Origin of the sequence: Streptomyces cinnabarinus (assembly GCF_027270315.1) — a bacterium.
GTDB classification, from domain to species: domain Bacteria; phylum Actinomycetota; class Actinomycetes; order Streptomycetales; family Streptomycetaceae; genus Streptomyces; species Streptomyces cinnabarinus.
Window position 1 is genome coordinate 8,247,697 of the sequence record NZ_CP114413.1, and the last position, 26,270, is coordinate 8,273,966.

General features: G+C 70.7%; 25 protein-coding genes. 12 read left to right on the top strand and 13 right to left on the bottom strand.

Going from position 1 to position 26,270, the window contains the following annotated elements; genetic code table 11:
* Positions 1–13: 13 nt before the first annotated feature.
* From STRCI_RS37215 to STRCI_RS37225, 3 genes are all read right to left on the bottom strand, one after another.
* Positions 14–2,110, bottom strand: coding sequence for an SAV_2336 N-terminal domain-related protein (locus tag STRCI_RS37215; protein ID WP_269663402.1), 2,097 nt, complete (start codon positions 2,108–2,110; stop codon positions 14–16).
* Positions 2,088–4,136: a VMAP-C domain-containing protein gene (locus tag STRCI_RS37220; protein ID WP_269663403.1), complete on the bottom strand. Its 2,049-nt coding sequence runs from the start codon at positions 4,134–4,136 to the stop codon at positions 2,088–2,090. The genes STRCI_RS37215 and STRCI_RS37220 overlap by 23 nt, the downstream gene beginning before the upstream one ends.
* 98 nt (positions 4,137–4,234) lie before the next feature.
* Positions 4,235–5,080: a winged helix-turn-helix domain-containing protein gene (locus STRCI_RS37225; RefSeq protein WP_269663404.1), complete on the bottom strand. Its 846-nt coding sequence runs from the start codon at positions 5,078–5,080 to the stop codon at positions 4,235–4,237.
* 105 nt (positions 5,081–5,185) lie between these two features.
* Between STRCI_RS37225 and STRCI_RS37230 the strand changes: the two genes are divergently transcribed.
* Positions 5,186–6,100: an SDR family oxidoreductase gene (locus STRCI_RS37230; RefSeq protein ID WP_269663405.1), complete on the top strand. Its 915-nt coding sequence runs from the start codon at positions 5,186–5,188 to the stop codon at positions 6,098–6,100.
* Here STRCI_RS37230 and STRCI_RS37235 read toward each other — a convergent pair.
* Positions 6,091–6,639 carry a hypothetical protein gene (locus STRCI_RS37235; protein ID WP_269663406.1) on the bottom strand — a complete coding sequence of 183 codons (549 nt, stop codon included), beginning with the start codon at positions 6,637–6,639 and terminating at the stop codon, positions 6,091–6,093. The genes STRCI_RS37230 and STRCI_RS37235 overlap by 10 nt on opposite strands.
* A 51-nt stretch (positions 6,640–6,690) precedes the next feature.
* On the opposite strand from STRCI_RS37235, the gene STRCI_RS37240 reads away from it, so the two are divergent.
* Both STRCI_RS37240 and STRCI_RS37245 read left to right on the top strand, forming a co-directional pair.
* Positions 6,691–7,488: an SDR family NAD(P)-dependent oxidoreductase gene (locus tag STRCI_RS37240; RefSeq protein WP_269663407.1), complete on the top strand. Its 798-nt coding sequence runs from the start codon at positions 6,691–6,693 to the stop codon at positions 7,486–7,488.
* A gap of 138 nt (positions 7,489–7,626) precedes the next feature.
* Entirely contained in the window at positions 7,627–8,322 is a 696-nt protein-coding gene (locus tag STRCI_RS37245) for a L,D-transpeptidase family protein (protein WP_269663408.1), read from the top strand.
* Between the two features lie 35 nt (positions 8,323–8,357).
* Here STRCI_RS37245 and STRCI_RS37250 read toward each other — a convergent pair whose 3' ends face one another.
* Genes STRCI_RS37250 through STRCI_RS37265 form a run of 4 tightly spaced genes read right to left on the bottom strand, consistent with a single transcriptional unit; the run spans position 8,358 to position 12,836 of the window.
* Positions 8,358–9,560, bottom strand: a complete 1,203-nt coding sequence (locus STRCI_RS37250; protein ID WP_269663409.1) for a Gfo/Idh/MocA family protein — start codon at positions 9,558–9,560, stop codon at positions 8,358–8,360.
* Positions 9,561–9,574: 14 nt separating this feature from the next.
* Positions 9,575–10,918 (bottom strand): ABC transporter substrate-binding protein, encoded by a 1,344-nt coding sequence (locus STRCI_RS37255; RefSeq protein ID WP_269663410.1) that lies wholly within the window; start codon positions 10,916–10,918, stop codon positions 9,575–9,577.
* A 10-nt stretch (positions 10,919–10,928) separates the two neighbouring features.
* Complete coding sequence (locus STRCI_RS37260) at positions 10,929–11,852, bottom strand: carbohydrate ABC transporter permease (RefSeq protein WP_269663411.1); 924 nt, start codon at positions 11,850–11,852, stop codon at positions 10,929–10,931.
* Between the two features lie 18 nt (positions 11,853–11,870).
* Positions 11,871–12,836 carry a carbohydrate ABC transporter permease gene (locus tag STRCI_RS37265; protein WP_269663412.1) on the bottom strand — a complete coding sequence of 322 codons (966 nt, stop codon included), beginning with the start codon at positions 12,834–12,836 and terminating at the stop codon, positions 11,871–11,873.
* Between the two features lie 175 nt (positions 12,837–13,011).
* Between STRCI_RS37265 and STRCI_RS37270 the strand changes: the two genes are divergently transcribed.
* Entirely contained in the window at positions 13,012–14,172 is a 1,161-nt protein-coding gene (locus tag STRCI_RS37270; protein ID WP_269663413.1) for an ROK family transcriptional regulator, read from the top strand.
* A gap of 111 nt (positions 14,173–14,283) precedes the next feature.
* Positions 14,284–14,469, top strand: coding sequence for a hypothetical protein (locus STRCI_RS37275; RefSeq protein WP_269664742.1), 186 nt, complete (start codon positions 14,284–14,286; stop codon positions 14,467–14,469).
* A gap of 46 nt (positions 14,470–14,515) precedes the next feature.
* Here the strand turns inward: STRCI_RS37275 and STRCI_RS37280 are convergent, their stop codons facing one another.
* From STRCI_RS37280 to STRCI_RS37290, 3 genes are all read right to left on the bottom strand, one after another.
* A complete protein-coding gene (locus STRCI_RS37280; RefSeq protein WP_269663414.1) occupies positions 14,516–15,898 on the bottom strand; it encodes a S1 family peptidase in 1,383 nt (460 codons plus the stop codon).
* Positions 15,899–16,002: 104 nt separating this feature from the next.
* Entirely contained in the window at positions 16,003–16,821 is an 819-nt protein-coding gene (locus tag STRCI_RS37285; protein ID WP_269663415.1) for an SAM-dependent methyltransferase, read from the bottom strand.
* Between the two features lie 46 nt (positions 16,822–16,867).
* Positions 16,868–17,935, bottom strand: a complete 1,068-nt coding sequence (locus tag STRCI_RS37290; protein WP_418953480.1) for a hypothetical protein — start codon at positions 17,933–17,935, stop codon at positions 16,868–16,870.
* Positions 17,936–17,978: 43 nt separating this feature from the next.
* Here STRCI_RS37290 and STRCI_RS37295 point away from each other — a divergent pair, with 43 nt between their 5' ends.
* Entirely contained in the window at positions 17,979–18,365 is a 387-nt protein-coding gene (locus STRCI_RS37295) for a PPOX class F420-dependent oxidoreductase (protein WP_269663416.1), read from the top strand.
* 58 nt (positions 18,366–18,423) lie between these two features.
* On the opposite strand, the gene STRCI_RS37300 is transcribed toward STRCI_RS37295, so the two are convergent.
* Positions 18,424–18,846 carry a Zn-ribbon domain-containing OB-fold protein gene (locus STRCI_RS37300; RefSeq protein WP_269663417.1) on the bottom strand — a complete coding sequence of 141 codons (423 nt, stop codon included), beginning with the start codon at positions 18,844–18,846 and terminating at the stop codon, positions 18,424–18,426.
* 145 nt (positions 18,847–18,991) lie between these two features.
* Positions 18,992–19,759, bottom strand: a complete 768-nt coding sequence (locus STRCI_RS37305) for a TetR family transcriptional regulator (RefSeq protein ID WP_269663418.1) — start codon at positions 19,757–19,759, stop codon at positions 18,992–18,994.
* Between the two features lie 122 nt (positions 19,760–19,881).
* On the opposite strand from STRCI_RS37305, the gene STRCI_RS37310 reads away from it, so the two are divergent.
* From STRCI_RS37310 to STRCI_RS37335, 6 genes are all read left to right on the top strand, one after another.
* Entirely contained in the window at positions 19,882–20,508 is a 627-nt protein-coding gene (locus tag STRCI_RS37310; protein ID WP_269663419.1) for a DUF6629 family protein, read from the top strand.
* Between the two features lie 105 nt (positions 20,509–20,613).
* Entirely contained in the window at positions 20,614–21,705 is a 1,092-nt protein-coding gene (locus STRCI_RS37315) for a substrate-binding domain-containing protein (RefSeq protein WP_269663420.1), read from the top strand.
* 124 nt (positions 21,706–21,829) lie between these two features.
* A complete protein-coding gene (locus STRCI_RS37320) occupies positions 21,830–23,140 on the top strand; it encodes an ABC transporter substrate-binding protein (RefSeq protein ID WP_269663421.1) in 1,311 nt (436 codons plus the stop codon).
* A 99-nt stretch (positions 23,141–23,239) separates the two neighbouring features.
* Entirely contained in the window at positions 23,240–24,208 is a 969-nt protein-coding gene (locus tag STRCI_RS37325) for a carbohydrate ABC transporter permease (protein ID WP_269663422.1), read from the top strand.
* The gene (locus tag STRCI_RS37330) at positions 24,205–25,131 is read left to right on the top strand and encodes a carbohydrate ABC transporter permease (RefSeq protein WP_269663423.1); all 927 of its coding nucleotides are present in this window, start codon (positions 24,205–24,207) and stop codon (positions 25,129–25,131) included. Before STRCI_RS37325 ends, STRCI_RS37330 begins: the two co-directional genes overlap by 4 nt.
* 116 nt (positions 25,132–25,247) lie before the next feature.
* A complete protein-coding gene (locus tag STRCI_RS37335) occupies positions 25,248–26,237 on the top strand; it encodes a hydroxyacid dehydrogenase (RefSeq protein ID WP_269664744.1) in 990 nt (329 codons plus the stop codon).
* The last annotated feature ends 33 nt before the right edge of the window (positions 26,238–26,270 follow it).

Below are 26,270 nucleotides of genomic sequence, written 5' to 3' on the forward strand. Positions count from 1 at the left end.
GGGGCCGTCCGATTCAGCGCTCCCCATACAGCGCCCACCAGGAGTCGAACCAGCCCAGGGTCTCCTCCAGGCGGTCTTCGGGCTGTACGAGGAGCGGCTCCGGGGGTTCGCCGGGGAGGTGGACGTACGACGTGAGGACGGTCCGGTTGTTGAGTACGTAGAGCTCCGTCGGGGGCTGGTCGGCAGCTGTTCTCACGTCGAACGTCACCTCGCTGTGCGGGCGCAGAATCTCCATGAGGCGCCGACGCGGATCGTCTGCTCCGCCGCCGCCCATCAGGAGCAGCCGCACCCGGACCGGTACGGGCCGGGCCAGGCCCTCGCGGACCCGCTCGAACTGCGGCCGCAGCGCTGCCACCAGTGTGCTGACATCGGCGACGACCGCGGCGATGGTGACCTCGGGGTCCTCGAACGCACGGTGAACGGCCTCGCCCAGTCCGGAATCCTGGACGCCGTCCGGCGCGAGAGGTGAAGTACGGGCGAACGCGAGTGCCTCGGGATCGATCTCCTGGGTACCGGCCCCGGTGGAGGAGTGCCGGATCGCCGGGAAGTCGCCGGGGCCGCGGTGCTCGTCCAGGTAGGCGGCGACCTCCTCGCGGACCAGCTCCCGCACCGCGGTGATCTCCCGGCGGAGCCGGCCGCCGAGGAGCGCGTCGCGGACTCCTGGGAGAAAGCGGAACTCCAGGTAGGTCGGGTCCGCGCGGTCGTACGTCTCCCAGGGCTGGAGGAGTCCGCCCAGGGCCACTTCGGCGAGATGCCCGTGGTCCGACTGGGGGAGCATGGCCCGGCGCACCAGGTTCATCACGGGCAGGGTGAGGGGTACGGCCGCCAGGAATCCGGCCAGTTCGCGGGCGCCGGGGGAGGCGCTCTCCTCGAACCAGCGGACTGCTCGCAGCGCGGCCCGTTCCGCCGCGATGTCGTCCGGCGCGCTGTCGGCGGCCGGACCGAGCGGCTCGCTGGGGGATTCGCTCGCGGACCAGTCGGCGTCGAGCGGGAGGCAGGGCAGTCGGTGCGGGCGCCCGCTGCCGGAGACCAGTGAGGCGAGCGCGGACAGGGCGGCGGGGGAGGCGTCGACCATCGGAACCGCGGCCCTCGGGACCGGCTGCTCGTACGGTGAAATGCCAAGACTCCAGGAGACATTGGGCGCGGCGGGTCCGGTCGCGCGCACCAGGCAGCGGACCGGCCGCACACCACCGCGCTCCCACAGCCGCTCCGGCAGCACGTTCAGCAGCGCCACCGCGCTGTGCGCACACCACCGGCCGACGGTCGCCCGCAGGGCGGGCCGGTGCCACATCTCGGAGACCGTGTCACTGACGAGCAGGATCAGGCTGTGCCGACGGCCCGTGACGAGCTCCGAGGGGCTGCGGGACGGTCCGCCGAGCGTGGGGGACACGGTGACGCCCTCGCCCGGGGAGGCGCGCAGGAACCACACCCGCACTGTGCGGAAGAGACCGGTCTGCGTGAGCAGCGTGCGCAGTTCCGAGATCAGGTCGTGCCACAGCAGCATCGAGCGGTGGGTGTCCACGACCAGGGTCAGATCGAGCCAGGGGTCACGGGCCGGGCGCATCACCGGCATCAGCGTGTGATGGGCGATGCCGGCTTCCGCGGTCGCCTCCTCGTCCAGTTCCATGCGGTGGTCGGGCAGACGGCGGCGGCCCAGGGGGCGCAGGGCGCGCAGGACGGCGAGGGGATCGTCGAGCGAGGCGGCGCGGCTGACGCGTACTGGTGTGCCGCGTCGGCCGCTCCGCTGCTGTGGCGGGCGTGGCTCTGCGGAGCGCGCCGCGTGCGGCTGCTTGGCGGTGAAGAGTGAGCCGCTCGTGCCTGGGGTCGGGCGGGTTGGGCGGGTCGGCGGAGGTGGCAGCGGAGAGGGCGTCGTGGGCGGCGGGGTGGGCCCCGGTTCGCGGTTACGGTCCGGCCGATCCGTCCCGGTGCCGGTCTCCGTCCCGGTCTCGGTCCCTGTCCCGGTTTCGGTCCCCGTCCCCGTCCCGGCGGTCATGATGCTGGCCAGCCACAGGATGTCGGCGAGTTCCTCGGGCCCCGCCTCGGCTCCCGCGTCCGCGATGATCCGGCGCAGTCTGTCGATCACGGCGTCACCGATCCACCGGTGCGGCACTGTTCCCCTCCTCGGCGCTGTCCGGGGTGGACTTCAGCTGCCGGGGTTCGGGTCTTCGGTTCGGGTCGTCCCAGAGGAGGGCCAAGGGGTGGCTCCAGGTCCGGTCCGACTGCGGAGCGCCACCGGCCGCGATGCGCAGTCTGCGTACCGTGCTTGGGAGATTCCGCAGGTCAATCCGGTCGCCGGACGCTGCCAGCGCGGCGGCCATGTCACCCGCGGCACCCTCCGGCGGTCCGCCCCGGCGCCACACGGCGACAGGGACGCCGGAGGTGTGCACGGCCTTCAACACGTCGCTCAGCCGGGCGGGATCGACAGGAGCCAGGACACAGACGGGAAAGTCCGTGACCTGAAGAAGCCCGGCGAGATTGCCCGGCACCTCTTGCTCGGAGAGGAGCCAGACCGGCAGCGCGGCGTCCACCTCGGGCGCCCCCCACCCTCCTCGGCCCTGGCCCTCGAAAGACCGCCATTTCGCCCGCCACTTCTGCCGCGCCACGCCCCTCCGCTCGTCGGGACAGCGCACCACCACCTCGAAGAGGACGCCCATGAGTTCGCTGCTGTCCTCCGGACCGGCGGGCACCGCCCAGTTCTCGAACTCCTCGTCGATCAGCTCGCGGGGGATGTGGAACTCGACGCGCTCGATGTCCGGTTCGCCGCCCTCCGGGTCGGCGTCGGCGTACTGCTCGACGAGGGCCGCGATCCGCTCGCTCACCTCGCCGCGCGCGGCCGACAGGAGGAGGGAGGTCCCGGACTCCCACTCCGAGGTGAAGCCGCCCCGGTAGCGCCAGATGCGCACCAGGTATCCGGTGCCCGCCACGGGAGCCCTGGCGAGGTGAACGTGGAGGGCGGCAGGCTCCTTCGGCCGCTCCGGCGCGGGAGGTACCGGCAGTGCGCCGAGCCGGAGCCGGGTTTCCTCCACCCAGAGGTCCAGCCGCGCACCCCATTGCCGGTCCTGGGCATGGGCGGCCAGATAGCGCACGAAGAGCAGGGCGAGCGGTGAACCGGGCCGTCCCTGGCGGTCGTCGAGGTCACGGACGATCTCCGTGAGACCGCCTTCGGGCAGGGACCCGGCCAGCGGAGCGGCACATCGGCAGGCCTCGAACGCCCAGCGGTAGGCGTCGTGGGCGCAGGACGGTAGCCGCTGTTCCTGTGCCAGGGCGGCGAGTTGGTTCCAGGCCGTTTGATCGAGCCGCGGGGCCCCGTCCTCGGTCGCCGGTTCGGTGAAGGCCGCCGAGTCGTTCCACCCGCGACGGATCTCGAAGGCCGGAGTCTGCCGGGACTGTCCGTTCCGGCGCAGTTCCTCGAAGTCGGACTGGATATCCACGGCGATGTCCGTCAGACGGCCGATGCTCTCCGCAACGCTCAGACCCGCAAGTCTGTCCAACAGCGTCCGCGTGAACAGCCCCGACTGCCGGGCCGCCCGGTTCCGGGCCACCTCACCCGGCCGGGCGGCGTAGAGGACGAACTGCTCGCGCCCGGTGATCCTGGCTCCTTCGCGGTAACTGGTCTCCTCGAACTGCAGGTTCGGGGCCAGCCGCTGGTCCACGCGGCAGGCGTCGATGAGGGCGACCTGGCTCCGGAAGCGCCGCCTGCTCACCGAGTCGGACCTCCAACGGCGCAGGGCCGAGCCCAGGTTGAGGTTGCTGATGCTGGAGGCGTCGGCGTCGGCGTAGGGCAGGAGCGGATCTCCGATGCCGTTCACGAAGCCATGACCGGCCCAGTAGATCCACAGCACGTCGCCGTCGCACGACGGGAGTTCGCTCAGGAGGGCCCGCTTGATGTTCGCCTCGGTCGCCGGCCGGTGCTCCGGAAGACCGTCCGTGCACGGGAGGTCGGCGCCTGCCAGTGGGGAGAGGAACAGCCGCAGGTTGGCGGGCGGCACCTGTCCTGAGCCGGTGAGCCAGCGCGCGAAGCCGACGGCGTCATGTGCGGCGCCGGGCAGTCGCCAGTCCGGGCCGACCTCGTAGGACTCCACCCCGACCACCAGGGCGTACGTTCGCTCGGCGAGCGAGTCGGCCTGGTGGCTCACCCGCAATCCCTCTCGCCCCCTTGGCCCTTCGTGTCGCAGGCTACGACGATAGCGCGGCGCGGTCGGCCGGAGTTCGCTCTTCGTGCGACCCAACGCGCCTACGAGGGATCGGCGTTGGACCACATGTGCTCGTACCACCGCTGGGCTCGGGCCACGACGGCGACGCTGTGGGGGTCGGGATGCTCCCCGTCGCCGGTCGCGGAGTGGTGGTGGAGCGTGGCGCCCAGGCCGAGCACGTCGTGGACCTGGAGCTGCTCGCCGGTGTCGAGCAACACAGGGCGCTCGATGACTTGGTAGAAGCCAGTGATGACTTCGGAGCCGTTGACCAGATAGAGCTTCTGCATCGGAACGACAGGGATCTCTCTGCACTCGAAGCTGACGTTCTGGACCATCCTCTCCGTGTGCAGCTCGTGGAGGGTGTGCTTGATCGAGGCGGTATGCAGTTCCTTGATCCTGCGGAGCCGGTCCAGTGGTCGCGGGTCAGGGGTGCCGCCCACCGGCGTGAGCAGTCTGAACTGCTCGTCGATCCGGGGCAGCAGCATGCGCACGCTGATCGATTCTGGCTGGATGTGCCCCTCTCGCACTCGCTCGGCGTTGAGGCGTAGGTGCGGGTCGAGTGACTCTCCCGTCAGGGCGAACACGTCGAGGGTGACGACGTACTGCTCGAAGGCTGTACTGAGGCGAGAGGCGAGCCTCATGGGGCGTTGACGCGTACCCGCGGACTGTTCATGGGCAACCAGTGGTCTGACGACGCGGGTGCCACTGCCTTGACGCGCCTCGATGTACCCCAGGTCAGCCAGCTCTCTGAGCGCACGTTGCACCGTGTCGCGCGACACCTCGAATTCCCGGGCGAGGTCGCGTTGGGTCGGCAGCCGGTCACCGACGGTCAGAGTGCCATCGGCCATCCGGCTCAACAACGTCTCCACGATGCGGTTCTTCTCCACGGCCACAGCTCCCAGCATTCCCCACCGGGGTGAAAAGGCGACAGAGGATGTCCGGCTTACCGGGAATCGTGGATACCGGACAAGCCGTCACACGGAAGGCCGGACATGTCACAGCCACTGAAGGACAAGATCGCCCTCGTCGCCGGAGCGAGCCGGGGAGCGGGACGCGGGATCGCCGTGGAGCTCGGAGCGGCCGGGGCCACCGTCTACGTCACCGGACGCACCACCCGCGAGCGGCGCTCCGAGTACGACCGCCCGGAGACCATCGAGGACACCGCGGACCTGGTCACCGAGGCGGGCGGCCACGGTGTCGCCGTACCCACCGACCACCTCGAACCGCCGCAGGTCAAGGACCTGGTGGACCGGATCGCGGCGGAACAGGGCCGCCTGGACGTCCTCGTCAACGACGTCTGGGGCGGTGAGAAGCTCTTCGGCTGGGACACCCCGGTGTGGGAGCACGACCTCGACAAGGGGCTGCGGCTGCTCCGGCTCGCCGTCGAGACGCACGCGATCACCAGCCACCACGCCCTGCCGCTGCTGCTGCGCAACCCCGGCGGCCTGGTCGTGGAGATGACCGACGGCACCGCCGACTACAACCGCGAGCACTACCGCAACTCCTTCTTCTACGACCTCGCCAAGGCGTCCGTGCTGCGCATGGCCTTCTCCCTCGGCCATGAGCTCGGACCGCGCGGCGCCACCGCCCTCGCGCTCACCCCGGGCTGGCTGCGCTCGGAGATGATGCTCGACGCGTTCGGGGTGCGCGAGGACAACTGGCGCGACGCCCTCGCCACCGTCCCGCACTTCGCGATCTCGGAGACCCCGCGCTACGTCGGCCGCGCCGTCGCCGCCCTCGCCGCCGACCCCGACGTCGCCCGCTTCAACGGCGCCTCCCTCTCCAGCGGCGGCCTGGCCCAGGAGTACGGCTTCACCGACCTGGACGGCAGCCGCCCCGACGCCTGGCGCTACCTGGTCGAGGTCCAGGACGCGGGCAAACCTGCGGATACAGCCGGTTACCGCTGATCAGGCACCGGTTCCGTCACCGGCAGCCGCCACCGCGCCGAGTGGCCCGGCGGCAGACCCAGGTCCTCCCGTACGGCCGTGTAGTAGCCCTCACGCCCGGCGCGCTGCCGCACCAGCAGTGCCTGCCAGGCCTCCGGATCCCGCCCGCCCTCGCGCACGTACCGCTCCATCTCCATCACCGTCACGACCCAGGCCCGCGCCCGGTCGACCACGTCGACGCTGCCCAGCATGAGCAGCGCCTCGCCCGAGGGGTCCCGGCCGGCGTTCGCCTCGGCGAGCAGCGGCCTGGCCTCTTCCAGGGGGAGCGGGTCCGGGTGGGTGCCGCAGCCCAGCTCGGCGGCTATCCGGTAGGTCACCGTGACGGTCTTCTTCACCGACCGCGCGTAGTCGGAGTACACCGCGAGCCGCCGCTCCTCCCACCGCGCTGCCTCCTCCCGCCGGAAGCGGGCCTGATCGCTGCGGACGAGCGCCAGATACGAGCCGAGCGCGCCGACCACGACGCCCAGCAGGGTGGGGAGTTGCTGGAGGAACAGATCCATGACGGCACGGTATCTGCCGAGTTGATCTCGGCGGCGCTACCGTGCTGGACCATGACGGACACAACACGCTTCGACGGGTACGGAGTTCTCGTCACCGGCGCCGCCCGCGGCATCGGCGCGGCCACCGCCCGCCGGTTCGCCGCCGGGGGCGCGCGGGTGCTGGTGACGGACGTGGACGAGGTGGCGGCGGAGAGGACGGCGGCCGCTCTGCGGGAGGAGGGCCTGCGGGCGGAGGCGTACGGGTGCGATGTGGGGGACCGTGCCTCCGTGGAGTCGGCCGTGGCCCACGCCGTGGCGGCCTTCGGCTCCCTCGACGTCCTGGTGAACAACGCCTACGGCTGCACCCCCGACGAGCCCCTCTTCGAGGACGAACCCGACGACGTGTGGGCCCGTGACCTCGACCTCACGCTGACCGGCGCCTACCGCTGCTGCCGCGCCGCCCTGCCCCACCTGGCGGCCTCCGGCCGCGGCGCGATCGTCAGCATCGGCTCCGTCAACGGCATCCAGAGCTTCGGCAACCACGCCTACAGCGCCGCCAAGGCGGGCCTCGGCTCGCTGACCCGCACCCTCGCCGCGCACGCCGCACCCCGAGGGGTCCGCGTCAACCTGGTGGCCCCCGGCACGGTACGCACCACGGCGTGGGCGGGCCGCGAGGCCGACCTCGAAGCGTTCCGCCACGTGTACCCCCTGGGCCGGGTCGGCGAACCGGACGACATCGCCGCCGCGGTCGCCTTCCTCGCCTCCCACGACGCCTCCTGGATCACGGGCACGACCCTGGTGGTCGACGGCGGCCTCACCGCGGTCAACACGGGCTTTCGGGCGACCGTACCGCCGGGCGCCGCGGAGTGATTCCCGGCTGATCAGGGCCCGAAGTTCACTGTTTCGTCACAGCCGGATCCGGCCTACAACCTCCACCCCCGCGCGCCGGTCTAGCTGGCAGAGAAACGCGGGACATCGCGTCGTACTGGTGGGAAGGGAACGCCGACCATGGGGGACATACGCAGACGAGGGGCCGTCACTCTCGGGATCACCGCGCTGACGGCACCGCTCATCGTGGCGCTCGGGACCGCTCCGGCGCAGGCCGCGAGCTGTACCTCGCAGACCGGGCCGTATCAGAAGAAGGTGGAGAAGTTCCTCGGCCTGCCGGTCGACGGCAGGCAGTCCGCCTCCGACTGCAAGGCCATCCAGGCGTTCCAGACCAAGCACGGGATCAGCCCGAACGCCGGCTACGCCGGACCCGTGACCTGGGGCGTCATGGACCTCATGAACAAGCAGAAGGCCGTCGGCAGCACACCCAACAAGGACGGCAAGTGCCCGGTCAACAAGGGCCGGATCGCCTGCGTGAACCTCACGCTCCAGCTGAGCTGGATCCAGGACGGCGACAAGCTCGTCTACGGCCCGGTCCCGGTGCGCACCGGACGCAACGGCTACGAGACCCGTACCGGCCTGAAGAAGATCTACTGGCGCAACATCGACCACGTCTCCTCGATCTACGACGTGCCGATGCCCTACGCCCAGTTCTTCGACGGCGGCCAGGCCTTCCACTCGGTCGGCGTCAGCATGTGGAACCCGCCCGGCTCGCACGGCTGCGTCAACATGACCAAGACCACCGCCAAGAAGTACTGGTCGATGCTGAAGAACGGCGACGACGTCTTCGTGTACGGCCGCAAGCCGGGCACCTGAGCCGACGCGGGCACCCGGCTTGCGGAGCCCAGGCGTCACGCCTCCGGCGCGTCTCCGAAGTCCGGGATCCGAAGCCTCGCCCCGCCCTGCCGCGCCGACTCGTGCGCGATGATGCCCGGCAGGGTGTAGCGGGCCGCCGCCCAGGCGTTCACGGACGGCAGGGTGCGGGTGTTGACCGCGGTCACGAAGTCGTCCACCAGGAAGTGGTGGCTGCCCTCATGCCCGTTGGGGAGGTCGTCGAACACCCGCGGCAGGCGGGCGCGCTCGTGCACCGGTGCCGAACCCGAGGTGAAGGCGGCCCGCAGCTCGGGTGCGATGTGCTGGAGCGACGGGTCGTCGGGGGACAGGGTGGGCTTGGGCTCCAGCAGTTCGCTGATGTCCTTCACGCCGTTCTTGTCCTGCCAGAACGCGACCGTGGCGAGCTGTTCCATGCTCGCCTCCGTCCCGAAGAAGCGGAAACGGGACTCCCGGATGTGGGAGGGGTAGCCGACCCGGCGGAATTCGTTCGTGCGGAACGAGCCGCCGCCCGCGACCTCGAACAGCGCGGTCGCGTTGGAGACGTCGTTGCCGAACTGGCTGACGCTCTTGTCGAAGACGCCGTCGCCCCGCTCGTCGACGACACCGATCGCCGACACGCTCACCGCGTGCGTCCGCCAGGCGCCCAGCACCCCGCCCACCGCGTGTGTGGGGTACAACAGCGGGGGATAGGAGGCGGTGGCCTTCCAGTTCTCGCCGCCGCTGTACTGGTACGCCTCGTAGAACCCCAGATCCATGTCGTGGACGTAGTCGCCCTCGGCGTAGAAGATCCGCCCGAAGGCGCCCTCGGCGATCCGGTTGCGGGCGTGGACGGTCGCCGGGTTGTACTGGCTGGTCTCACCCATCATGTAGGTCAGTCCGGTCGTTTTGACCGCCTCGATGATCGCCGCGATCTCTTCGGTCGTGATGGCCATGGGGACGGCCGAGTAGACGTGCTTGCCCGCGTGGAGTCCCTGGAGCACCAGCGGGCCGTGCGTCCAGCGCTGGGTGAAGATCGCGACCGCGTCGATCGACGGCGACTCCAGCATCGCCTCGTACGAGGGGAACGTGCCCGACAGCCCTTCCGCGGCCGCCAGTTGCTCCGCACGCTCCGGCAGCAGGTCGGTGACGTGGACGTCGCTGACGCCGGGGTGCGCCAGGAACAGCTTGGCGAAGCTGCCGGAGAACTGCCCGGCGCCGACGATGCCGAGGGAGAACGTCATGGAGTGAGTGCCTTTCACTGGCCGAGGATGAAGTTGATCTGGTCGTTGGTCTTGGTCAGTTCGCTCACCGGGGCGCCGTTCGCGAACACGTCCTGCATCGCCGGGCGCATCAGGGCGTACACGTCCGCCGCGTAGTCGGTGACCGGGAAGGAGAAGGTCGTGGCGTGCTCGCTGTCGGTGACCGGTTCGGTGAACGCGGACACGTCGATGCCCTTCTTCTCGTAGGCGGCCACCGCGGCCCGGGTGCCGTCCGGGGTGGCGGGGAAGACGATGCCGTAGCCGCCCACGGTCCGCTGGCACTCGTCCGAGGCCAGGTAGGCGACCCACTTCTTCGCGCCCGCCTTGTTGTCGGCGTTCTTGGTGATGGAGTCGGCGAGGCCGTTCATCATCGTGGCGCGTTTGCCGGTGGGGCCGGTGGGGGTGACGGCGGTGCCGACGTCGAGGCCCTTGGTGCCGTAGTACGTGGAGATCATCCAGGCGCCGTCGAAGGAGGCCGCCGCCTTGCCGGAGGCGAGTTGGGCGTTGGCCGGGTTCGCGCCGTCGGTGTAGTCGGTGAACGGCGCGAGATAGCCCTTGTCCGCCAGGCCGAAGTACCAGTCGATCACCGACTGGAAGGTCTTGTCGCCGTACTGGTACTCGGTGCCCCAGCGCGGCTTGTCCGTGTAGTGCCAGCCCGCGGATGCGGCGAACGGGCTCCAGGTGGTCTGTCCGTCGCTGTCGCCGGCGCCGCCGGTGGCCAGGCCGTACACCTTGACGTTCTTCTTGTCGAAGCCCGGTTCGTCGCCGCGCTTGCCGTTGTCGTCGACGGTGAGACGGGCGATGGCCTGCTCGAAGGTGCCGCCGTCCTCGGGGTTCCAGGACAGGGTGTTGAGCTCCTCGGCCGTGAGACCGGCCTCCTTCACCAGCTTCTGGTTGTAGAACAGGGCGACGGTGTCCCAGTCCTTGGGGGCGCCGTAGCGATGGCCGTTCTGGCCGGTCCAGTTGGCGGCCAGGCCCTCCTGGTAGGCGGAGTTGTCGATGCCCAGGTCGTCCAGGGGCTCCAGCACCTCCAGGTCGGCGAACTGGCCGAACTTCTGGATGTGGTCGGTGAACACGTCCGGTTCGGTGCTCGCGATGAAGCTCGCGGTGAGCTTGGTCCAGTAGTCGGCCCAGCCCATCTGGGTGATCTTCACCTTCAGGCCCGGGTTCTGCCGCTCGAAGCCCTTGGCGCACGCCTGGTACGCGGGAAGTTGGTTGGCGTCCCACAGCCAGTACGTCACCGTGTCCGACCCGGCCCCGGTGGTGTCGCCCTGACCGCAGCCGGAGACCAAGGACAGGGCCAGCGCTCCGGTCAGCGCCGCGACGGTACGAATTCGCATGCCGGTCCCCTTACTTGACGCCGGTGAAGCTGATGGTGCTGACGATGCGCCGCGCGAAGACGCCGAACAGCAGCAGCATCGGGAGCGCGGCGATGAGCGTGGCCGCCATGAGTCCCGACCAGTCGTAGCCGGACTGCGGGGTCTGCGCCCGGAAGATCGCCAGTGCCACGGTGAGCACGCGTGAGCTGTCGCTGTAGGACACCATCAGCGGCCAGAAGTAGTCGTTCCAGGCGGTGATGTACGTCAGCACGCCCAGGGTGAGGATCGGGGTGGACGCCATCGGCAGCATGACCCGGAAGAAGATCCGGATCTTCCCGGCGCCGTCGAGCAGGGCCGCTTCCTCGACCTCCCGGGGCACGTTCATGAAGAACTGGCGCAGGAAGAACACCGCGAACGGGGTCATGAACATCGTCGGCAGGGCGATGCCGAGCAGGTTGTCGACCAGGCCGAGTTCCTTGATGAGCACGAAGTTGGGCAGCAGCGTGAAGATGGTCGGCACCATCAGCCCGGCCAGGAACAGCGCGAACATCTGGTCCCGGCCCCGCCAGCGCAGCCGGGCGAAGGCGTACGCGGCCATCGCGGAGAAGAAGATCTGGCACCCGCTGATCAGTGTGGACACGATGACCGAATTGATCAGATAGCGCCAGAACTTCAGCCCGCCGCCGGAACCGCCCTGGGCGATGGCCTCCTCGGTCGACTGGAGGCCGAGGGCGCGTTCGAAGCCGCCGGTGGTCGGGTCGACGGGGAGGAGGTCGCCGGGGTGGGCGGCGAGCGCGGTGTTGGAGGAGAGCGCGGTGCGCAGGATCCAGTAGAACGGCAGCAGGGTGATCAGTACGATCGCGGCCATCGCCGTCCAGGCCACGATCCGTCCCGGGGAGAGCCTGCGGCGCCCGGTGGGCCGTACCTTCGTGGTGGTCGCCGTCACGGCAGCCATGTCGGTCGCTCCCTTCCGTCAGCCGAGGTCGCTCTGGCCGGCCCGGGTGAGCCGGTACTGGAGGAATGTGATGGCGCTCAGCACGACGAGCAGGGCCACGGACATCGCGGAGGCGTAGCCGAACTGGAAGCGGCCGAACGCGGCGCCGTAGATGTAGTACTGAAGGACGTTGGTGGCGTTGGCGGGACCGCCCGCGGTCGTCACGGCGACCGTGTCGAACACCTGGAAGGAACCGATCACGGTCATGATCAGGACGACCGCGAGGACCGGCCGGAGCAGCGGCATGGTGATCCGCCAGAACATCCGCCACTCGCTCGCGCCGTCGACCTTCGCCGCCTCGTACATGTCGTTCGGGATCGCCTGGAGCCCCGCGAACAGCAGCAGCGCGGTGTAGCCGACATGGCGCCACACATTGATCAGGGCGATCGTCGGGATGGCCCAGGTCTCGTCGGCGAGGAAGGGGATCCGGTCGGCGCCGACCGCGGCGATGAGTTCGTTGCCGATGCCGAGCTGGGTGTCCAGCAGCCACAGCCAGACGATGCCGGCGACGACGTTGGACATCAGATACGGCGTCAGCACGATCCCGCGCAGCACCGCCGACTGCGTCAGCCGCTGCAGCAGCACGGCGATGGCGAGCGCGGCGACCGTCTGGACCCCGATGTTGATGACCACGTACTCGACGGTGACCGCCAACGAGTCCCAGAAGATGGGGTCGTTGACCATCCGTGCGTAGTTGTCCAGGCCGACCCACTCGGCCGGGGTGAGCAGGTTGAAGCGGGTGAAGCTGAGATAGACGCCGCGCAGCGTGGGCCAGAGCAGGAAGAGCACGAAGCCCAGCAGGGCGGGCGCCAGGAAGACGGCGGCCAGCCGCCCGTCACCGCCCGACTCCCGGGCCCGTGCCCGGTCCGTCCTCGGCCTGGTCCGTGCCCCCTCGGCGCCGCCCAGGGGCAGACGCGACGGTGGGCTGCTGGAGGCGATGGTCATCGGGAGACTCCCTCGTCCGCGGCGGCTCGTCCTCGGGCACTTACTTTTGAGGCGAAAGAATCGGGCCGTCAAGAGGTGGGCGGATATCTTTTCCCGGCCGGGCAATCGGCCGTACAGTGACCTCGTTGTTTCCGTATCGAAAAAAAGACCGAACTAACCGAGAGGGCAGAACCTCATGACCGCAGCCGTCACCGACTGGCTTCCGCTGAGCGCGGGGGAGCGCTCCGTGGCGATCGAGGTGCTCGTCGGCGGTCCGCTGTCGCGCACCGAGATCGCCCGGCGGCTGAACCTCTCCGCGGGCAGCCTCACCCGGCTGACCAAGCCGCTCATCGAGTCCGGCCTGCTCGTGGAGGTCCCCGAGGCCGGATCCCCGGCCGAGGTGCGCACGGGCCGCCCGTCCCAGCCCCTCGACGTGGTCGCCGGGTCCGGCTCCTTCATCGGCTACAAGATCACCGCGGACATGGTCTACGGCGTCGTCACCACCCTCCGCAGCGAGATCGTCGCCCGCCTCGACCGACCGCTCACCGGCCACGACCCCGCCGAGGTCGCCGGTCTGCTGGCGGAGATGACCGCGGAGCTGGGCCGCGACTTCCCCCGGCTCGCCGGGATCGGCATCGGCGTCGGCGGCCTCGTCCAGGGCCGGGCGGTCGTCGCGGAGTCACCGTTCCTGGGCTGGCGCGAGATTCCGCTCGCCGCGCTGGTCCAGGAGCGCACCGGGCTGCCGGTCGTCGTCGAGAACGACGTCGCCGCGCTCACCGAGGCCGAGAACTGGTTCGGCTCGGGGCGCGGTCTCGACCGCTTCGTGGTGCTCACCATCGGCGCCGGACTCGGCTACTCCCTGGTCCTCGGCGGCCGGCGGGTGTCCTGCGAGGAGGAGGACCGCGGGTTCGGCCGGCACTGGATCATCGATCCGCACGGCCCCCTCACCCCGGACGGCGCCCGCGGCAGCGCTGTGTCGATGCTCACCATCCCCAACATCCGCTATCAGGTGCAGGCCGGCACCGGCCGGGACTGGACCTACGAGGAGATCCTCCGCCTCGCGGCCGCCGGGGACCCGCCGCCCGCCCGCGTCGTCGACGAGGCGGCCCGCGCCCTGGGGATCCTGCTTGCGCAGATCGCCAACTTCGCCATGCCGCAGCGGATCCTGCTGGCCGGGGAGGGGGTCGGCCTGATGGACGTGGCCGGGGAGAAGGTGATGCGGACCGTCCGGGAGCACCGGCATCCGCTGGCCGCTCCGCTGGACCTGGAGACCCGGATGTCCGACTTCCACGACTGGGCGCGCGGCGCCGCGGTCCTCGCCATCCAGGTGCTGGTGCTGGGCGCGGCTGAAGCCTGAAGGGGGGTGCGGACCTGGACGTATTGCCAAGATCGGGACGTGATCAGCAACACGGTCCGTTATGTCCGTATTGGCCGCGCTTGCTCACGGAGCCTTCACCTCTCCGGCCGTATGCTTCACACCATGTCCACCAGTGTTGAACCCGTTTCCGATCGCTCGGCAGACGAGGTCAACGAGGAGATCCGGGCCCTGTGGCGCCGGGCGGGCGGGACACTGAGCGTCGAGGAGCGCGAGGAATACCAGCGCCTCGTCATGGAGTGGGCCGCAGCGGCCCCGCAGCCGGCGAACGCGGCCTGACGCTTCCCGAGGACCCTCGAAGACCCCTTCTTCACGAGCTACGAACTCAGCCCCAAGTCGCCGAGTAGTACCGCTGATACGCCTTGCGGTCCTGCTCGGCCCGGATGAACCGCGTCGCCACCAGCGCGACCAGCGACCCGGCGATGATCAGCAGCCCCGGCCCCACGTTCCGCGGATCGGCCAGCCGGGACAGCAGCTGCGCCCCCGCGTCCCCGCCGCCGACCGGCGCCGAGGAGCCCGGAGAGGCCGCCCCCGGCGCGATCGCGCTCTGCGTGCCCGACGCCGACGGCTCGGGCGCCGCGCTCTGCTGACCGCCACCCTGCCCGCCGCCCTGCGCCCCCGCCGTGATCAGCTGGACGCCCACCTCGGCCATCGCCTTGGTCACCGGCTGGAAGAACGTCGTACCGCCCGCCTGGCAGTCCCCGCTGCCGCCCGAGGTCAGACCGAGCGCGACCCCCTCCGAGAACAACGGCCCGCCGCTGTCCCCCGGTTCCGCGCACACGTTCGTCTCGATCAGCCCGGTCACCGTGCCCTCGGGATAGTTCACCGTCGCGTTCAGCGCGGTCACCGTCCCGTCCCGCAGCCCGCTGGTGCTGCCGCTGCGGAACACCCGCTGCCCGACCGAGGGATCGCTCGCCCCGGTGATCCGCACCCCGCGTCCGTCGCCGATGGCCACCACGTCGGCGCCGTCACCGGCGTCGCCGCTCGCGTACTGCACCAGCGAGAAGTCGCCGCCGGGGAAGCTTCCCCGGACCGTGCTGCCGACCTGCTCGCGGCCCTGGGTGTCGGAGAACCAGACCGAGCCGTTCGGCCCGCAGTGCCCGGCGGTGAGGATGAAGTCACGCTGCCCGTCGGTGACGTTGAACCCTGCCGAGCAGCGCCCGGCGGTCGACAGGATCGGCAGCGCGCCGTTCAGCCGGGTGGTGAAGGTGCCGTCCGTGCGCTCCATCCGTACGAAGGAGCCGATCCCGCCCGCCACATCGGTCAGCTTCGACCAGTCGGCGGTCGAGACGGTGCTGTCGCCGCGGACCACGACCTGGTTGGTCCGGTAGTCCATCGCCCAGGCCGTCCCGGTCACCTTGGGCGCCGAACCCAGCGTGGACGCCGCCGACTTGAGCTCGTTCATGCTGTGCGACACCAGCTTCGGCTGCGCGCCCGCCCGGCGCACCTCGGCCGCGGCCCGCTCATCCGTCACCGCGACCACCGGCCGCCCGTCGGCACCGAGCCAACTGCCCGCCGTACGGGCGCTGCCGAGCCGTTCGACCAGACCGGCCCCCGTGTCCACGGCGGAGCGCACGGACGCGCCCGGCGCGGCGTCCGAGGGCTCACTGGCCACGGCGCGTGTCACCATCGCCGAGCCCAGCAGCAGTCCTCCGACGGCCGCCAGCCGTGTCACTCGCCGGACGATCCGTCGTCGTGCGTGCCTCATGCCTGGCTCCCGAACCCGAACAGCGCGATTCCAACACCGCGAGACGCTCTCCGAGTTGAGCGCCCCCACTCCATACGTGGCCGAGGGCGCCGGTGTTCACCGCGCTACCGCTTGCGGCCCACTCCGCCGTAGAGCGCCACCTCAGCGGCCCCGGGGTCCTCGGGGCGCCAGCGCGAGCACGACACCACGCCCGGATCGAGGAGTTCGAGCCCGTCGAAGAAGCGGGCGACGGCCTCGGGGGAGCGCTGGGTGAGCGGGGGCGTGCCGTGCTCGTTCCAGAACCGCACCGCCCGGTCCACGTCCGGCATGTCCGGGCCGGTCACCGTGTGCGACAGCACCAGATGACTGCCCGGCGGCAGCGCCTCAAGCAGCCGCCGCACGACGCCGTACGGATCCTCGTCGTCCCCGAGGAAGATCACCACCGAGAGCAGCAGCAGCCCCACCGGACGGCTGAGGTCCAGGGTGGCGGCGGCGCGCTCCAGGATCGCCTCGGGACGGCGCAGATCCTCGTCGAGATGGTCGGTGCGGCCCTCCGGGGAACTGGTCAGCAGGGCGCGGGCGTGCGCCAGCACCAGCGGGTCGTTGTCGACGTAGACGATCCGGGCGTCGGGGGCCAGCCGCTGCGCCACCTCGTGCGTGTTGTCCGCGGTGGGCAGCCCGGTCCCGATGTCGAGGAACTGGCGGATTCCGGCCTCGACGACCAGATGACGCACCGCGCGGCCGAGGAAGTCACGGTCGGCGCGGGCGTAGTCGCCGATGGCCGGATGCAGGTCCCGGATCCGGTCGCCCGCCACCCGGTCCACCTCGTAGTAGTCCCCGCCGCCCAGCCAGTAGTTCCAGATCCGGGCCGTGTGCGGCTGGAGGGTGTTGATACGGGCGCGCAGCGACGCTCGGTCGGCCGCGGCCGACGGGTTCTCCCTCACGGGACGGCTCCTGCGATGGCTGGATCGGTATGTGTCAACCCGCAATCTAGACGCCCGAGTTGATGTTTGCCGAGGGGGCTGCGCCATCCGTTTCCGGCACCCCGAGCAGCACGCGGCCCGCCGCGTCGCCCCACACCGACGCCGGATCCACGTACGGGCGCAGCAGCGCGGCCAGCTCCGGATCGGCCCGGCCGCCCAGCTCGTCGTCGGCGATCTTGCGGGCGATCCCGGCGAGGAAGTCGGCGAGCTGTATCCGCGGATCCTCCCGCGCGACCACCAGCTCGACCCCGGCCAGGCGCACCCCGGCCCGGCGGGCCCGGCCCTCGATCCAGGCGATCCGCTCCGGGGTCAGCATGTTCTGCCGGTCATGGACCAGCCGTACCGCGGCACCGCCCGCGCTCCAGTACGCGGCGGTGGCGACGATCGCGGGCAACAGGGGATTGAGCACCGGAATCAGCGGCGGGCCCGCCAGCAGTTCGGCCCGGTAGGCGTCCGCGCGGGCGCGGGCCGAGGCGAGCCGGTGCAGCGTTTCGGCCACCTCGTCCCCGGCGGCGACCGGCCGAAGCGCGCCGACGGTACGGAAGAAGGTGTCGACCGGAGCCTCGGGCTCACCCTCGTTGCGCACCCGCAGCAGCTGGTTGGCGGCCTGGAGGAACTCCCGCCAGCGCTCCGGCCCGAACAGCTCCGGCCCGCGCCGGTACAGCGGGAGGGCGGCGTCGGGATCGCCGAGCAGCAGGTCGACCGCCCGGTCCACCACGAAGTACGCCTTCTCGATCAGATGCACCTGGGCGGTGCCGTGGATCGGCCCGGCGGGAGCGAGCAGCCACTCCAGGACCGCCCGGTGCTTCTCCCGGAGCAGATGGTTCGCCTTGTACTCCTCGGCGGGGGAGCGGATCCAGTCGCGGATCTCCTGCACGTACGCGGCGGCCACCGGCACCGGCAGCCGCACACTGGCGTGCGCGAACACCTCGGTGTTGCCGCCGGTGAGGTTCTCGCCGTCCGAGCCGGACTCGTCGCAGCCCACCTCGATCAGCCGCCCGGTCGCCGCCGGCCCCGTGTCCCCGCCATCGCTCGTCACCGTGCAGCCCCCTGTCGTGTGCACCGGCTCCAGCATCCCGCACGAGGGGCCCGCGAGGCTCCTGCTTAAACTGCCGCCCATGGACGACACGCCGCTGGAGCGGCTCGGCACCGGCCAGTACCTGCTGATCACCAGCTACCGCAAGAACGGCACCCCCGTCCCGACCCCGGTGTGGGTGGTGCGCGACGGCGACACCCTCGGTGTGTGGACGGTCGCCGACTCCTGGAAGGTCAAGCGCATCAGGGCCCGCGGGGACATCCTGGTCGGCCCCTGCGATCTGCGCGGCAATCCGACCGGGGACCCGGTCCCGGCCACCGCCGAGATCACTGACCGGGAGACCAGCGCCCGCTACCGCAAGCTGATCGCGCGCAAGTACGGTCTTGTCGGCCGCCTCACCCTGCTCGGCAGCCGTGTCCGCCGGGGCGCGGACGGCACGGTGGGTGTGCGGATCAGGCTGACGGCGTAGTGCCGTAGGGCCGTTGTGCCCCAGGTCCGAGCCCGGCAGGTGCGCGGGGCGGCGCTCCTCAGGTCCAGGCGCGGTACGGCTCGTCCACCAGCTGGAAGACCGGCTCGCCCCGCACCGGGTCCTTGGCCTGGGAGAGGCGGACCCGGTCCCCGCTGTGGATGCCGATCAGCGGGCCCATCACCCGGCCGCGCACCACGAACCCCTCGGCCATCTCGACCAGCGACACATTGCGCGCGGCCGGGGTGTTGCGGTGCACCACCGTCGCGTGCCGCACCGTCCCCGTGCCCTCACTGCGCTCCGTGCGCAGCTCGCTGCCCTGGCAGACCGGACACAGCAGCCGGTGGTACATCGCGGTACCGCACCAGGTGCAGCGCTGGAAGAGCATGGCGTCGGTGCCCTGGGTGGCCGCGCCGGTGGCTTCGAGTACGCCGACCGCGGGGCCGGCGGTCTGGCGAGCAACGCTTCCTGAGGGGTGGTACACGCTGGTCAACTCCCTGCGCTCGGCCGGAATCCCACGCACGCGGGACGGCCGCGCACGCACGTGCCCGGTCGCTGTGCCACCGTGCACACCGGCAGCGTATGGCACTCAGTGCCAGAGGTAAAGGCACTCCGTACCCTCAATCTGCTCAGTTCGTGAGGGATCCCCGAGCGGTCTCGATCTCCTGGACGACCCGCCACAGGGGCGCGTCCCGGCGGGCCACCACGACCATCACGTCCTCGGACCGCGCGTCGGCGAGCCCCGGGGGCGGGGCGCCGAAGGACGACTGCACATAGCTCAGCGCGTGGTCGACGGTGGCGTCCGCGTCGCCCTGCCCGTCCGAACGCAGCCAGGAACGCAGCGCGTTGTTGTGCGCGGCGACCACCGCGGCCGCGATCACGTCGGCCTGGAGCGTCCCGTCGCGCCGGCCCGTGAAGCGCGCCCGCAGATACGCGGCGAGCGCCCGCTCATAGCGCCACACCACCGACAGCTCATAGGCGCGCAGGCCCGGCACCTGCCGGGTGAGCCGGTAGCGCTGCACGGAGAAGGTCGGGTTCTCCGCGTACAGGCGCAGCACCAGGCGCGCCGCGTCGCACACCCGCCGCACCGGCTCCTCGTCCCCTGCCCCCGAGGCCAGGAACGCCGTCATGTCGGTCAGGCAGCGCTCGTGGTCGGGGAAGACGACGTCCTCCTTGGACGGGAAGTACCGGAAGAACGACCGCCGCCCCACCCCCGCCAGCGTCACGATGTCGTCGATCGTGGTCTGTTCGTAGCCCCGCTCCAGGAACAGCCGGAAGGCCGCGGCGACCAGTGCCTCCCGCATGGGCGGCTTCGCGGCCGCCGCCTCAGCCTTCTCGGCCTTCTCAGCCTTCTCGGCCTTCTCGCCACGGCGGGGCGCCGCACTGCTGGAGCTCATGGTCGGGAACGTAGCACCTGATCACCTGTGATGGCACTCAGTGCAGCGTGGACGGGGAACTGAGTGCATTTGGCGTGGACAGGAGAAGATGGAGTTCCTGCCGTTCGATCACCGGGGGAGCGATGTGCTGGAGCGCGGAGGCCGACCTCGTGGCGGGCGCCGGCATCGCCGCCATCGGCGTGGCCTGCGTGGTACAGGCCCGCGGCGCCCGTGATCTGCCGCTGGCGGCGCTGCCCCTGCTGCTGGGCGCGCACCAACTGATCGAGGCCGCGGTCTGGGCGCAGGACGGCGGAACCGGCCCCGCGGTCCTCGCCTGGGCCGTCATCGCGCTCCCGCTGCTGCCGTTGTGGGTGCCGGTCGGCGCCTTCGCGGCGGCTCCACGGCGGGCCCGGCCACGGCTGCTCGTCCCGCTCGCCCTCGGCATCGCCACCGCGGCGACGCTCTCCTACATCCTCGCCACCCGGCCGGTGCGCGCCGAGATCCGCGGCCACACCGTCGGATACGTCGTCGACCTGCCGCATGCCGAACTGGTGATCGCTGGATACCTGCTCGCCACCGTCGGCTCCCTCCTGCTCTCCGGTGAGCGGGGACTGGTGACGCTCGGGGTGCTGGTGGCCGTGGGGGCACTGATCTGCGCGGCACTGTGGCGGACGGAGTTCGTGTCGACGTGGTGCGCGTTCGCCGCGGTGGTCTCGGTGGTGCTGCTGGGGTGGGTGCGCGGGAGTGGGGGTCGGGCCGCAGCGATGTGATCGTATTGATCGCAAACGATCGATACGATGGTGGGCGTAGAGTGAGCGCTCCGGGATCATGCCTCTGCCCGTGCCCGGAAACACGTCACCGACCAGGGGGAACCCATGCGACTCCATGTCGACCAGCGCCATGAGCGAGTGCTCGAACTCGTCCGCGAGCGGCGCAGCATCCGGGTCGCCGAACTCGCCACCGAACTCGGGGTCTCCGCGGTCACCTTGCGACGGGACGTGGAGGCGCTGGCAGCCCAGGGGCGGGTGCAGCGGCTGCACGGCGCGGTGGTCTGGCCGGAGGGCGCCGCCACCGAACCGCGCGAGCGGCCGGCGGGCGCCGAGGGCGTGGTGATCGGAATGATCGTGCCGACCACGAACTACATCTTCGCCGACATCGTCCGCGGCGCCCGGGAGGCCGTCGCGGCGCAGGGCGGACGGCTCGTGCTCGGGGTGTCCGGGTATGTCGACGCCGAGGACTCCGTGCAGGCCGAGCATCTGATCGCGGGTGGCGCGCAGGGGCTGCTCGTCGCGCCGAGCTGGTTCGGGGGAGTGCCCGAGGACGGGCAGGAGAAATGGCTGCTGGCGCATGACGTCCCGGCGGTCCTGGTGGAACGCTCGGCGCCCCCCGGCAACCCCGCCGCCGTCCTGGACCGGGTCCGCACCGACCGCGCCCACGGCGCCGCCGTCGCCGTCGGGCACTTCGCCGCTCTCGGCCACCGCAAGATCACCGCGGTGCTCCAGGAGGGCCCGCACGCCGACCAGATCTCCGCCGGATTCCGGGCCGCAGTGCGGGCCCTCGGACTGGACGTCGACATCGACGCCCCGGCGGTGCGCGAGCACGGCGACTACGAGGCGAGCGTCGACCACCTCGTCGACGCCGTGCACAAGCGCGGGGTCACCGCAGCGCTGGTGCACAGCGACGAGGACGCGATCGTGCTGGTGCCGCGGCTCCAGGCCGCCGGGGTGCGGGTGCCGGACGACCTGGCGCTGATCGCCTACGACGACGAGGTCGCGGGCCTGTCCGACGTGCCCCTCACCGCCGTCGCCCCGCCCAAGCGCGCGGTCGGCGAACTGGCCGCCAAACTGCTGCTCCGGCGGCTGGCGGAGCGCCGCGACGGGCGGCAGCCGGGGCCCGGTCAACACGTCGACCTGCTGCCCGTGTTGAGGATCCGCACCTCCTGCGGCGGTGAAGCGATCGCGGAGTGAGCGTTACGTTCATTGTGCGATCGTTTTGATTGTCTTGGTCGAACGCTCTTGACGTCGATCGTTCTGGCGCAAAAGATGTCCTGCGACCGCCTCTTCCCGTACGAGGTCCCGTAGGAGACGTGCCATGACGCGCACTTCACGTTCGTTCCGCAGCACCGCCACCCTCGCCGCCGTCGCCGCGCTCGGCCTGCTCGCCACCGCGTGCGGCGGCGATGGCGACTCGACCGACACCGCCGGCGACGGCAAGCCGGTCACCCTCACCTACTGGACCTGGACGCTCGGGGCCAAGTCGACCGTCGAGGCGTTCAACAGGACGCACCAGGACATCAAGGTCGAGCTCACCGAGATACCGAGCGGCACCGAGGGGTACAGCAAGCTCGCCAACGCCGTGCAGGCGGGCAACGCGCCGGATGTGGCGACGATCGAGTACCAGATGGTCCCCGAGTTCGCCAGCCAGGGTAATTTGATCGATCTGACCGAGTACGCAGGCGAAACGGTCAAGACGAAGTTCCCGCAGGCCGTACAGGACCTGGTGACCTTCGGCGGCAAGACCTGGACCGTCCCCTACGACGCGGCGCCGCAGCTCTACTACTACCGCACCGACCTGTTCAAGAAGTTCGGCATCGAGGTCCCCACCACCTGGGACGAGTTCAAGGCGGCCGCGGAGAAGGTCAGGAAGCAGGACAAGAACGCCCGGCTCGCCTCCATGCCGAAGAACGACCCCGCGCTGCTGGCCGCCCTGTCCTGGCAGGCCGGGGCGAAGTGGTTCTCCGTCGAGCGCGACGCCTGGAAGCCCGCCGTCGACGACGCCGCGACCAACAAGGTCACCTCCTACTGGGACGGACTGATCGAGGACGACCTCGTGCAGTCCTACACCGGCTACAGCCCCGAGGAGACCAAGGCCCGCACCTCCGGCAGGACCCTGTCCTTCCTCGGCGCCACCTGGTCCGCGGGCGCCATGAAGACCGCCATGCCCGACCTCGCCGGCAAGTGGGCCGTCGCGCCCATGCCCCACTGGGGCACCGCCGCCAGCGGCAACTACGGCGGCACCTCCTACGGCGTCCTCAAGGGCAGCGACCAGGCCGAGGCCGCCGCCGAGTTCATCACCTGGCTCACCACGAACAAGGCCGGAGTCGAGTCTCGCCTTGCCGACCTGGAGTCGCCCAGCAGCGCCCTCCCGGCCAACCCCGGGATGCGGGAGGTGGCCGCCGCGAAGTTCGACACCGCCTATCTGAACGGCCAGGACCTCTACGCCCTCGCCTCCGAGCAGGCCGAGACCATCGTCCCCGGCTGGACCTGGGGCCCGAACCAGATGGACGTCTACACCGCGGTCCAGGACCAGACCGCCAAGTCCGACTTCACCTCCGGAGTCGAGGCGGGCCAGCGGAAGGCGGAGTCCGGCATCACGGAACGCGGCCTGAAGCTCGCGAAGTAGTCACGCGGCGCGGCCTCCCCTCGCCCACCCCTCGCGGCGCCCCGCCCCCGCCCTCCCCGGCAGGGGCAACGCGTCGCCCGACCCCGCCAAGGAGATGCTGTGGCAGCACCCTCCGCCCCGGTCGCGCGGCCCGCGGCCGTCCGTGCGCCCGCGCCGCCGGCGTCCGGCGCCTCGCCGCTGCGGCGCGGGCAGCGCCGTACCGCCGCCCTGTTCATCGTCCCGTTCTTCGTCCTGTTCGCCGTGGTGATGGCGGCGCCTATCGCCTACGCGGTGTGGATGAGCCTGTTCCAGGAGCGCTCCTCCGGACTCGGCTTCGGGGGCACCGAGCGGGTGTTCGCGGGCCTCGGCAACTACACCGAGGCCCTTTCCGACGCCGGCTTCCGGGCCTCCTTCGGGCACATCGCGCTGTACTGCGCCCTGTACATCCCGGTGATGATCGGCGGCTCCCTCGCCCTGGCCCTGCTGGTGGACTCCGCCCTGGCCCGCGCCAAGCGGTTCTTCCAGCTCGCCCTGTTCCTGCCGCACGCGATCCCCGGACTGATCGCCTCGATCATCTGGATCTACCTGTACACACCCGGTCTGAGCCCGGTGCTCGACTGGATCGGTGCGCTCGGCGGCTCCTGGGACTTCTACCGCAGCGATCATGTGCTCAGCTCCCTGGTCAACCTGACCGCCTGGCAGTGGACCGGCTACAACATGGTCATCTTCTACGCGGCCCTGCAGGCCGTACCGCGCGAAGTGATCGAAGCGGCCGTCGTGGACGGCGCCGGCGCCCTGCGCACGGCCCTCCAGATCATGGTCCCGATGATCGCTTCCGCGGTCGTCATGACCGTTCTGTTCACCTGCGTCGGCGCGATCCAGATCTTCACCGAACCGAAGCTCCTCAACCAGCGCGGCGCCCCCTCGATCGACACCGAGTGGTCCCCGACCCTCTACATCTGGAAGGCCGGTTTCGTGCAGCACGACTACGGCCTGGCCGCCGCCGCGTCCCTGATGCTCGCCGCGCTCGGTATCGCCCTCTCCTACCTCGTCACCCGGCTCGGCAACCGGTGGAAGGCCGCGCAATGAGCACCCTCACCCAGGACACCCCACCCACAGCCCGGAGGCGCTCGGCCGCCCCCGAGGGCAAGGCGACCACCCGCCGTCGCGCCGCCCCAAGTGCCCTGCTCTCCAAGGGCATTGTCAACGGACTGCTGATCGTCGCCGCGTTCTACACCCTGATGCCGGTCAGCTGGCTGCTCTTCGCCGCCACCAAGAACCACCGCGACCTGTTCGCCACCTCCGGCTTCGCCTTCGGCGACTTCAACCTGTTCGCCAACCTCGAACGCGTCTTCACCTTCAACGACGGCATCTATCTGCGCTGGTTCGGCAACAGCATCCTCTACTCCGTCGTCGGGTCCGCCGTCTCCACCCTCCTCTGTGTCGCCACCGGCTACGCTTTCGACAAGTACGACTTCCGCGGCAAGGAGAAGCTGTTCGCGCTCGTCCTGGGCGGCGTCCTGGTCCCCACCACAGTCATCCAGCTGCCGATGTACCTGCTCGCCACCAAGGCCGGAGTCGTCAACACCTACTGGGCCCTGCTGCTGCCCGCCCTGGTCAACCCGTTCGGCGTCTACCTCGCCCGCGTCTTCTCCGAAGGCTACGTTCCCGGCGAGGTCCTGGAGGCCGCCCGCGTCGACGGCGCCGGTGAGCTGCGCACCTTCGCCCGGATCGGGCTGCCCATGCTGGCACCGGGCTTCATGACCATCTTCCTGTTCTCGTTCACCGCCAGCTGGAACAACTTCTTCGGCGCCCTGGTCATGCTCAACGACGAACAGCTCTACCCGGTCAACCTCGGCCTGTTCATGTGGAACAGCGTCACCCAGCAGCAGCCCGAGTTCTACTCGCTCGTCATCACCGGCTCCCTCGTCGCTGTCGTCCCGCTGATCGTCGCCTTCGTCTGCCTTCAGCGCTTCTGGCGCTCCGGGCTGACCGCGGGCGCGGTGAAGTGACGATGCCCGCACCGGACGGCACCCCCTTCAACGCATCGGAAGGCACCCCCCTGAACACCGCCCCCCAGAACACTGCCCCCTTGAACACCCACCCCCGCCCGCACACCCTCCTCGCCATGGGCGCCCAGATCCACCGGCAGCTCCTCGCCGAGCCCGAGACCGTGACCGCCCTGACCCGACTGCACACCGTCGCCCGGGTCGACACCACCACCGCGGTCACCGACCTGACCACCGCCGACCCCCGCGAACTCGCCGCCGCCGAAGTCCTGTTCACCCACTGGGGCGCCCCCCTCCTCACCGAGGAAGCGCTCACCCTGATGCCCCGGCTGCGTGCGGTCGTGCATGCCGCGGGCTCCGTCAAGCACCATGTCACCGACGCCGTCTGGCGCCGCGGCATCACGGTCTCCTCCGCGGCCGCCGCCAACGCCGTGCCCGTCGCCGAGTTCACCCTCGCCGCCATCCTCTTCGCCGGCAAACGCGTCCTCGACGTCGCCCGCGCCTACACCGGCGCGCGCAGCCGCCCCGACCTGCTGCCGTACTACACCGGGCACGGCAACTACCACCGCACCGTCGGCATCGTCGGCGCCTCCCGTATCGGCCGCCGCGTCATCGAACTGCTGCGCCCCTTCGACCTCGACGTCCTGCTCCACGACCCCCATGTCGACGCGCACCGGGCCCGCGCCCTCGGTGTGCGGCCGGTCGGTCTCGACGAACTGGTCCGTCACAGCGATGTGGTGTCGATCCACGCGCCCCAACTCCCGGAGACCCACCACATGTTCGACACCCGCCGCCTCGCCCTGATGAAGGACGGCGCCACCCTCGTCAACACCGCCCGCGGCGACCTCGTCGACACCGAAGCGCTCATCGCGCACCTGGTCACCGGCCGCCTGCACGCCGTCCTCGACGTCACCGAACCGGACGTCCCCCCGGCCGACTCACCGCTGTACACGCTGCCCAACGTGCTGCTCACCCCGCACATCGCCGGCTCCCTCGGCAACGAACTCGGCCGGATGACCGACTGGGCCGTCGACGAGGTCGCCCGCTACGCCCAGGGCCTGCCCCTCGCCCACCAGGTCGCCCCCGACGAACTGATCCGCTCGGCCTGAGCCGACTGCCTTCGTCGTGAACACCCGCCGCAG

Coding starts and splice junctions, on each gene's coding strand:
- STRCI_RS37265 (WP_269663412.1), bottom strand. CDS start 12,836: ATGACCATCGCCTCCAGCAGCCCACCGTCGCGTCTGCCCCTGGGCGGC.
- STRCI_RS37245 (WP_269663408.1), top strand. CDS start 7,627: ATGGGGGACATACGCAGACGAGGGGCCGTCACTCTCGGGATCACCGCG.
- STRCI_RS37280 (WP_269663414.1), bottom strand. CDS start 15,898: ATGAGGCACGCACGACGACGGATCGTCCGGCGAGTGACACGGCTGGCG.
- STRCI_RS37230 (WP_269663405.1), top strand. CDS start 5,186: ATGTCACAGCCACTGAAGGACAAGATCGCCCTCGTCGCCGGAGCGAGC.
- STRCI_RS37270 (WP_269663413.1), top strand. CDS start 13,012: ATGACCGCAGCCGTCACCGACTGGCTTCCGCTGAGCGCGGGGGAGCGC.
- STRCI_RS37310 (WP_269663419.1), top strand. CDS start 19,882: ATGTGCTGGAGCGCGGAGGCCGACCTCGTGGCGGGCGCCGGCATCGCC.
- STRCI_RS37305 (WP_269663418.1), bottom strand. CDS start 19,759: ATGAGCTCCAGCAGTGCGGCGCCCCGCCGTGGCGAGAAGGCCGAGAAG.
- STRCI_RS37330 (WP_269663423.1), top strand. CDS start 24,205: ATGAGCACCCTCACCCAGGACACCCCACCCACAGCCCGGAGGCGCTCG.
- STRCI_RS37320 (WP_269663421.1), top strand. CDS start 21,830: ATGACGCGCACTTCACGTTCGTTCCGCAGCACCGCCACCCTCGCCGCC.
- STRCI_RS37255 (WP_269663410.1), bottom strand. CDS start 10,918: ATGCGAATTCGTACCGTCGCGGCGCTGACCGGAGCGCTGGCCCTGTCC.
- STRCI_RS37235 (WP_269663406.1), bottom strand. CDS start 6,639: ATGGATCTGTTCCTCCAGCAACTCCCCACCCTGCTGGGCGTCGTGGTC.
- STRCI_RS37295 (WP_269663416.1), top strand. CDS start 17,979: ATGGACGACACGCCGCTGGAGCGGCTCGGCACCGGCCAGTACCTGCTG.
- STRCI_RS37260 (WP_269663411.1), bottom strand. CDS start 11,852: ATGGCTGCCGTGACGGCGACCACCACGAAGGTACGGCCCACCGGGCGC.
- STRCI_RS37315 (WP_269663420.1), top strand. CDS start 20,614: ATGCGACTCCATGTCGACCAGCGCCATGAGCGAGTGCTCGAACTCGTC.
- STRCI_RS37335 (WP_269664744.1), top strand. CDS start 25,248: ATGGGCGCCCAGATCCACCGGCAGCTCCTCGCCGAGCCCGAGACCGTG.
- STRCI_RS37290 (WP_418953480.1), bottom strand. CDS start 17,935: ATGCTGGAGCCGGTGCACACGACAGGGGGCTGCACGGTGACGAGCGAT.
- STRCI_RS37275 (WP_269664742.1), top strand. CDS start 14,284: ATGCTTCACACCATGTCCACCAGTGTTGAACCCGTTTCCGATCGCTCG.
- STRCI_RS37250 (WP_269663409.1), bottom strand. CDS start 9,560: ATGACGTTCTCCCTCGGCATCGTCGGCGCCGGGCAGTTCTCCGGCAGC.
- STRCI_RS37240 (WP_269663407.1), top strand. CDS start 6,691: ATGACGGACACAACACGCTTCGACGGGTACGGAGTTCTCGTCACCGGC.